Raw genomic sequence first — 6,878 nt, 5'->3', positions numbered from 1 at the left:
TCGACGATGACGCGGACCCGCGCGGTCCGCTCCCGGACATCCGCCGTCGCACGCGGCCGGTACCGGCGCCCGGGCGGAACGTGGAAAGTGGCGGGTTGGGTGCGCAGCGCTTCCCGCGCGGCCTGCGCCGCGACCTTGGCCACAACCTTGTCGACGATCCTGGTCGCGCCCCGCTCGGCGGCGTCCACCGCCGTATCGGTCACGGCGTCACCTGCGCCGGCTCTCGTCGCGGACGCGGAAGAAATCGCCCGCCTGCAGGTCGCCGTCCAGGAAGCGGCCCGCCACAAAGCCGATGGCACCCAGCGCGGCCACCAGCACGAAGGCACCGAAGCCGCCGAAGTACCCGGCGAAGCCCAGCGCCATCCCTGCGATCAAGCCGATCACGGCCATGCTCATCGTGCGCTCCTTCGCTCAGTGCACATCCGTACAGCTCCTGTTGCCCGCACAGCGGCTGCTTACTGCAGTCGCGGCCGTTCCGATTCCTCCTCGCCCTCCGCCTCTTCGGGCAGCTTGACGTCGCTGACCGCGATGTTGACCTCGACGACCTCGAGGCCGGTCATCCGCTCGACGGCGGTGATGACGTTCTCCCGCACGGCGCGCGCGACATCGGAGATGGCGACCCCGTAGTCGACGACGATCTCCAGGTCCAGCGCCGTCTGGACATCGCCGACCTCGGCGTTCACGCCGCGTGCGGCGGACTTGCTGCCGCCGGGGACCCGGTCGCGTACGGCCCCGAACGTACGGGTGAGGCCGCCGCCCAGCGCGTGCACGCCCACCACGTCGCGTGCCGCCAGGCCCGCGATCTTCTCGACGACGCCATCGGCGATGGTGGTCCGTCCCCGGCTTCCCGGGTCGGTCTTGCCCCGGCGGGTCTCGGGCGCGCCGTCGTGGGCTGCCTTGGTCGAACCGTGGCCGGGGGTCTCGAAACGGTTGCTGGTGGTGGTCTCGGACATCGCCTTCACACCTTTCCGAGGAGAGGGAGCGGTCAAATGCCGCTCTCGTGCCACATTAGGCGGATACGCACCCGCTCGCCCTGCGCGCACCCACCCGAACGGGTGAGGCTCGCGGCCCGCGGCGCCTTGCCTGCGCCAAGCTGGTGCGGAAACGGACCGGAGAAGTGAAGGGGATGCGCACATGGCCGCTGACCGGCTGGCACAGGCCGTACGGCAGCAACTCGGCCTCGGCCGGCTGCTGCCCCTGGGAGACGCGGCGGACGGGGCGTGGCTGGCGGAGACCGCGGCGGTCGCCACGCTGCGGGACGCTGCGGCGGGTGCTCTTCCGGAGGTGCGGCTGGGTACTCTGCGGATCTCCTTGGCCGACCCCGACGGCGCCGCTCCCCCGGCGGTGCCGGCGCCGCCGTCCGCACTGCGGCCAGGCCCCCTCCACCTCGACGCCGACTTCGCGACCAGCGCGGACGCGCCGCTCCCGACGGTGGGCGACCGGCTGCGCGGCGTGCTCCTGACGGCCGCCGACAAGGAGCTGGGGCTGCGGGTGGCCGCGGCGGACCTGCGGGTGACGGACCTGCTGGACGGCTTGGACGGGCCCGGCAGCCCGGGCTCCGGCGCCGGCGGTCCGGGAGCGCGGCGGCACCGGACCGACGAACGGCCACCCGCACCGGCGGACAGTCCGCGCGGCATCGCGACCGCGGAAGCAGTCCTCGCGGTGCCCGGCGTGGCCAGGCTCGCGCCGGCGCTGGGGTGGGCGCGCGGCGGTGCCGCCGGCGACGGCGCCGAGGCGGTGAGCGTCACGGAGACCCGTCAAGGCGCCGAAGAAGGCCGGCATGTGCAGATCCAGATCGCGGTCACCCAAGGGTCCCGCGCCCTCGACGTCGCGCGCGCGGTGCGGCACGCGGCGACGAAGGCGGCGGCATGGGACGCCGTGGAACCGGCCGGGCCGGTGACGGTCGCGGTACTGGTCAGCGCCATCGACCCGCCTCCGGAGACGTCGTACTAGTCGGCAAGGCCCGCGAGGTCGCGGAGGCGGCGGGCCTGGGCGGCCCGTTCGGCCGTGCGCTGCTCCTCGTACGTGCGCGAGGCGGCGGCCGCCAGCAGGGCCTTGGTCTCGATCACCGCGTCCCGCGGTGCCATCAGCAGCGCCGCCGACAGATCGCTGACGGCGCCGTCGAGTTCCGCGGCGGGAACGATCAGATTGGCGAGTCCGGTCCGTTCGGCCTCGGTCGCGTGCACGAAACGGCCGGTGGCACAGATCTCCAGCGCGCGGGCGTAGCCGAGGAGCCCCACGAGCGGGTGGGTGCCGGTGAGGTCGGGGACCAGGCCGAGGCCGGTCTCCCGCATGGCGAACTGCACGTCCTCGGCGCACACCCGCAGATCGGCGGCGAGTGCCAGCTGGAATCCGGCACCGATGGCGTGCCCCTGCACGGCGGCGATGCTGATCAGATCGGGGCGGTGCCACCAGGTGAACGCCTCCTGGTACTCCGCGATGGTGGCGTCGAGAGCCTCGTCGGAGCCGCGCGCCAGATCGAGGAAGGACGGCTCACCGTCGAAGCCCTCGGGCGTGAAGGCCTGCCGGTCCAGGCCGGCGGAGAAGGACCGGCCCTCCGCACGCAGCACCACGATCCGTACGTCACCGGGCAGGATCCGCCCCGCTTCGGTCAGCGCGCGCCACAGGGCGGGCGACTGGACGTTGCGCTTGGCCGGATTGGCGAGCGTGACCGTGGCGACGGCGCCGTCCACGGTGAGGCGTACGCCGTCCTTGTCCAGCAGGGTCATCGACATCCTCCGGTGGTTACTCCGCGGGTAAGTTAACCGAAGAGTAACCACCGGGGTGGATGCCAGGAAGTCCCGTCAGGCCGAGGCGGACTTCTTGCCTCGTGTGGCTCCGCCGCGCCCGCGCAGGGCCACACCGGACTCGCTGAGCATCCGGTGCACGAACCCGTAGGAACGGCCTGTCTCCTCGGCCAGCGCCCGGATGCTCGCACCACCGTCGTACTTCTTCTTGAGGTCTGCCGCGAGCCTTTCGCGCGCGGTGCCGGTCACCCGGCTGCCCTTCTTCAGAGTCTCGGCCACCCGTGCCTCCTCATGGGAAGTGCGCTTTGTGACTCTCATGATCACCCCTCCCCCTGCTTCTGGCCACCCATTCGGCAAGGTCCGTCCAACTGCCGTGAGCGGAGCGCGACTGTCTGTTTCCGCCCGCGCCGGGGATCCGACGGGCCGGGATTCCCGCCGCCGACGCTCAGCACCGGCGAACGGGCAGGTCAGCGGAGTAGCCCGCCGCGCACCGGCAGCCCGGACGGCGCCTGGCACAGTCCCGCACGCCCGGCGCGTGGGCACGCCGGGGTACGAGCCGCCCTCACTCAGATGAAGGATCAACGGTCGGCCGAATGATCCAGAAGAGATTGATCAAGACAGGGAAGCGGCCCGCAGGCCGGGTCAGGCCAGCGCGACGAGGTCGGCGTAATCCTCGCTCCACAGGTCCTCGACCCCGTCCGGGAGCATGATGATGCGCTCGGGCTCCAGCGCCTGGACCGCGCCCTCGTCGTGGGTGACCAGGACAACGGCGCCGGTGAAGGTGTGCAGGGCGCCCAGGATCTCTTCGCGGCTGGCCGGATCGAGGTTATTGGTCGGCTCGTCCAGCAGCAGCACGTTGGCCGAGGAGACGACCAGCGTCGCCAGTGCGAGCCGGGTCTTCTCGCCACCCGACAGCACCGCGGCGGGCTTGTCGACGTCGTCCCCGGAGAAGAGGAAGGAGCCCAGCGTCTTGCGGATGGCGACCAGATCCATCTCGGGCGCCGCCGAGCGCATGTTCTCCAGCACGGTGCGGGCCGGGTCGAGGGTCTCGTGCTCCTGCGCGTAGTAGCCGAGCTTGAGGCCGTGACCGGGGACGACCTTGCCGGTGTCGGGGTCCTCGTTGCCGGCGAGCAGCCGGAGCAGAGTGGTCTTGCCCGCTCCGTTGAGGCCCAGGATGACCACACGGGAGCCCTTGTCGATGGCGAGGTCGACGCCGGTGAAGATCTCCAGTGAGCCGTAGGACTTGGACAGGTCCTCCGCCATCAGCGGCGTCCTGCCGCAGGGTGCCGGGTCCGGGAAGCGGAGTTTGGCGACCTTGTCGGAACGCCGTTCGGACTCCAGCCCGGAGAGCAGCTTCTCGGCGCGCCGCGCCATGTTCTTGGCGGCGACCGCCTTGGTGGCCTTGGCCCGCATCTTGTCGGCCTGGGAGTTGAGCGCGGACGCCTTCTTCTCGGCGTTGGCGCGCTCCCGCTTGCGGCGCTTCTCATCGTCCTCGCGCTGGACGGTGTACTGCTTCCAGCCCATGTTGTAGATGTCGATGGCCGCGCGGTTGGCGTCGAGGTAGAAGACCTTGTTGACGACGGTCTCGATCAGCGCCAGGTCGTGGGAGATCACGATCAGGCCGCCACGGTAGGTCCGCAGGAAGTCGCGCAGCCACACGACGGAGTCGGCGTCGAGGTGGTTGGTCGGCTCGTCCAGGAGCAGCGTGTCGGCGTCGGAGAAGAGGATGCGGGCCAGCTCGACACGGCGCCGCTGACCGCCGGAAAGGGTGTGCAGCGGCTGGCCCAGCACCCGGTCGGGCAGGCCGAGGCTGGCGGCGATGGTGGCCGCCTCGGCCTCCGCCGCGTACCCGCCCTTGGTCAGGAATTCGGTCTCCAGGCGCTCGTACTTCTTCAGCGCCTTCTCCCGGGTACCGCCCTGACCGTGGGCGATACGGTCCTCGTTCTCCCGCATCTTGCGGATGACCGTGTCCAGGCCGCGCGCGGAGAGGATCCGGTCCCGGGCGAGTACGTCGAGGTCCCCGGTGCGGGGGTCCTGCGGGAGGTAGCCGACCTCACCGCCGGCGGTGATGGTGCCGGCGGCGGGGGTGCCCTCGCCGGCCAGGCACTTGGTGAGGGTGGTCTTGCCCGCACCGTTGCGGCCGACCAGGCCGATGCGGTCGCCCTTGGCGACGCGGAAGGTGGCGGACTCGATGAGGATGCGGGCGCCGGCGCGCAGCTCAAGGCCGGTGGCGGTGATCACGGACTACTCCAGGCAGGGGTTCGGGCGTACGTACGAGTGCGGAGGGAGCGCGGAGCGCCCGTACGGCGCTAATGCGTCAGCGGAGTAGCCATGAGCATCAGTCTACCGGCGCCGCGCAACCGCTTTGTTTCCGGCACTGACAGCGCCGGGTGCCAGACCGCGAAGCACGGGTACACGGTCCCGTGAGCGGACCTCTGACCAAGGACGGCGAGTGGCATGGCCGACGCACCCACGCTGTATCCGACACTGCTCTACACCGACGCGAAGTCCGCCATCGCGCAACTGGAGGCCGCGTTCGGCTTCACCAGGACGGCACTGTACGAAGCGGAGGACGGCACCGTGCTGCATGCCGAACTCGCCTACGGCAACGGCGCCGTCATGGTCGGCACCAAGGGCAAGGGCGGCGACTACGCCGAAGCGATGACGGACGCGGGGCCTTCGGGGACCTATGTGCTGGTGACGGACCTCGACGCGCACTGTGCGCGGGCGCGCGAAGCAGGCGCCGAGATCCTGGTGGAGCCCGCGGAACAGGACTACGGCGCGCGGAACTACATGGCCCGGGACCGGGAGGGCAACGTCTGGAGCTTCGGCACCTACGCACCCCGGCTCCCCGGATAGCGGCGGCTCGCGGCGGGTCAGCTGCCGCCGGTGTGCACCTGGAAGGCCGCGCGGCGCACCGCCTTGGCGAGGGCCGGGTCGGGATGGGCGGCGGCCAGCGCGACCAGCACCTGCACCGTGCGCGGGTGGCCGAGAGCGCGTACCTCTGCCAGCAGCTTGGGCACGGTGCCCTGTACGGCCGTCTCCAGGTGGTCGACCAGCAGCCGCTGTTCGCCGTGGTCGGTGACGGCCGCGGCGGTGTCCACCCAGAGCCAGGTCGCCTCTTCCCGGGTGAGCACGCCCGGGGCGCCGCCGGCCAGATCCTCGGGATCGGCCCCTTCGAGCTCGGCCAGCCAGAGCAGGGCGTACGGACGCAGAGTGGGCTCCTCGGCCGCCGACCGCACCGCGGGCTCGGCGGGGGCCCCGACCACGCGCAGCGCCTCGAAGGCCAGCGCCCTGATGAGGGCGTCCTCGCCGCGGGCCGCGCCCAGGAGTTCGGTGATGGCGGTGCCGGTGGAACGGGCGGCGAGCCAGGCACGGTACTCGTCGCGGGCCGGACCGGGGCTCAGCCGGGCGCAGCCGCGCAGCATGTCCTGTGCGGGCTGCTCGATGTTCCCTGCGGGGCTCTGGGCGGCGACACAGATCTGTTCGAGCTTGGTCCACACCGCCCAGTTGCCGAGCGGGGTGAGCACCGCCGAGCCCTGCCGTACGCCGCCTTCCTCGTCGGAGGAGCCGGTCTCGTCCGTGCACCGGGTCAGGGCGCCGACGGCGGCGAAGCCGTCGAGGGCCCAGTCGAGCGCCCAGTCGAACAGATCGGGCAGGTGACCGGTGGCATCCCCCGCACCGGACCCGCCGTCGCGCTCGGCGCGCAGCTCGGCGACGCGCCGGGCGAGCAGGTCACGAAGCGCGGGGAAGGTGACCGGCCCCGCGGTCAGGTGCATCACCGACAGCAACTGCGGTGCGGCCTCGACGATTTCGGCGACCAGCCCGGGGTCGGCGGGAGTGGGCGCGGGATAGGCCAGCGACCAGGCGTCGAAGAGGGCGACCCAGCCGCGCAGGACGGCGCTGTCGTCACGCTCCCAGGCGCGCAGCCGCCAGCCGGGCCGGGCCGTCTCACCGTGCAGTTCGATGAGCCCGGCGAGGCGCGCGCGGTCCCATTGCGTCCGTACCTGCCCGGCGGGCAGCCGTAGGTCGCCGGCGGCCCGCTCGGACTCCGGGCCGGAGCCGGAGAGCGCGCCGTGCCGCTCGGCCCAGCGGGCGAGCAGTACGGCGTCGGCGAGCGCCGCCCGAGCC

General features: G+C 72.1%; 8 protein-coding genes and 1 pseudogene. 2 read left to right on the top strand and 7 right to left on the bottom strand.

Going from position 1 to position 6,878, the window contains the following annotated elements; translation table 11 throughout:
- From ACRDP3_RS19115 to ACRDP3_RS19105, 3 genes and pseudogenes are all read right to left on the bottom strand, one after another.
- Positions 1 to 203: pseudogene (locus tag ACRDP3_RS19115) on the bottom strand (Asp23/Gls24 family envelope stress response protein); the annotation flags it as partial.
- 4 nt (positions 204 to 207) lie between these two features.
- Positions 208 to 396, bottom strand: coding sequence for a hypothetical protein (locus ACRDP3_RS19110; protein WP_431518181.1), 189 nt, complete (start codon positions 394 to 396; stop codon positions 208 to 210).
- A 59-nt stretch (positions 397 to 455) separates the two neighbouring features.
- Positions 456 to 953, bottom strand: coding sequence for an Asp23/Gls24 family envelope stress response protein (locus ACRDP3_RS19105; protein WP_431518180.1), 498 nt, complete (start codon positions 951 to 953; stop codon positions 456 to 458).
- Between the two features lie 181 nt (positions 954 to 1,134).
- Here ACRDP3_RS19105 and ACRDP3_RS19100 point away from each other — a divergent pair, with 181 nt between their 5' ends.
- On the top strand, positions 1,135 to 1,953 hold the full coding sequence (locus ACRDP3_RS19100) for a hypothetical protein (protein WP_431518179.1): 819 nt from the start codon (positions 1,135 to 1,137) through the stop codon (positions 1,951 to 1,953).
- Here ACRDP3_RS19100 and ACRDP3_RS19095 read toward each other — a convergent pair.
- The 3 genes from ACRDP3_RS19095 to ACRDP3_RS19085 form a co-directional block, all read right to left on the bottom strand.
- On the bottom strand, positions 1,950 to 2,729 hold the full coding sequence (locus ACRDP3_RS19095; RefSeq protein ID WP_431518182.1) for an enoyl-CoA hydratase/isomerase family protein: 780 nt from the start codon (positions 2,727 to 2,729) through the stop codon (positions 1,950 to 1,952). The genes ACRDP3_RS19100 and ACRDP3_RS19095 overlap by 4 nt on opposite strands.
- Positions 2,730 to 2,804: 75 nt before the next feature.
- Complete coding sequence (locus tag ACRDP3_RS19090; RefSeq protein WP_431518178.1) at positions 2,805 to 3,026, bottom strand: helix-turn-helix domain-containing protein; 222 nt, start codon at positions 3,024 to 3,026, stop codon at positions 2,805 to 2,807.
- A gap of 363 nt (positions 3,027 to 3,389) precedes the next feature.
- Entirely contained in the window at positions 3,390 to 4,988 is a 1,599-nt protein-coding gene (locus ACRDP3_RS19085) for an ABC-F family ATP-binding cassette domain-containing protein (protein ID WP_431518177.1), read from the bottom strand.
- Between the two features lie 216 nt (positions 4,989 to 5,204).
- Here ACRDP3_RS19085 and ACRDP3_RS19080 point away from each other — a divergent pair, with 216 nt between their 5' ends.
- Positions 5,205 to 5,606: a VOC family protein gene (locus ACRDP3_RS19080; protein ID WP_431518176.1), complete on the top strand. Its 402-nt coding sequence runs from the start codon at positions 5,205 to 5,207 to the stop codon at positions 5,604 to 5,606.
- A 17-nt stretch (positions 5,607 to 5,623) separates the two neighbouring features.
- Here the strand turns inward: ACRDP3_RS19080 and ACRDP3_RS19075 are convergent.
- A partial coding sequence (locus ACRDP3_RS19075) for a hypothetical protein (protein ID WP_431518175.1) occupies positions 5,624 to 6,878 on the bottom strand: 1,255 nt, incomplete at its 5' end.

This window comes from Streptomyces sp., from assembly GCF_050698815.1.
Classification (GTDB): domain Bacteria; phylum Actinomycetota; class Actinomycetes; order Streptomycetales; family Streptomycetaceae; genus Streptomyces.
The sequence above is the reverse complement of the archived record's forward strand: the minus strand, read 5'-3'. Positions and strand labels throughout refer to the sequence as shown.

What these genes read in the sequence shown, in the direction of transcription:
- ACRDP3_RS19110 (WP_431518181.1), bottom strand. Translation starts at nt 396, where the DNA reads ATGAGCATGGCCGTGATCGGCTTGATCGCAGGGATGGCGCTGGGCTTC.
- ACRDP3_RS19105 (WP_431518180.1), bottom strand. Translation starts at nt 953, where the DNA reads ATGTCCGAGACCACCACCAGCAACCGTTTCGAGACCCCCGGCCACGGT.
- ACRDP3_RS19100 (WP_431518179.1), top strand. Translation starts at nt 1,135, where the DNA reads ATGGCCGCTGACCGGCTGGCACAGGCCGTACGGCAGCAACTCGGCCTC.
- ACRDP3_RS19095 (WP_431518182.1), bottom strand. Translation starts at nt 2,729, where the DNA reads ATGACCCTGCTGGACAAGGACGGCGTACGCCTCACCGTGGACGGCGCC.
- ACRDP3_RS19080 (WP_431518176.1), top strand. Translation starts at nt 5,205, where the DNA reads ATGGCCGACGCACCCACGCTGTATCCGACACTGCTCTACACCGACGCG.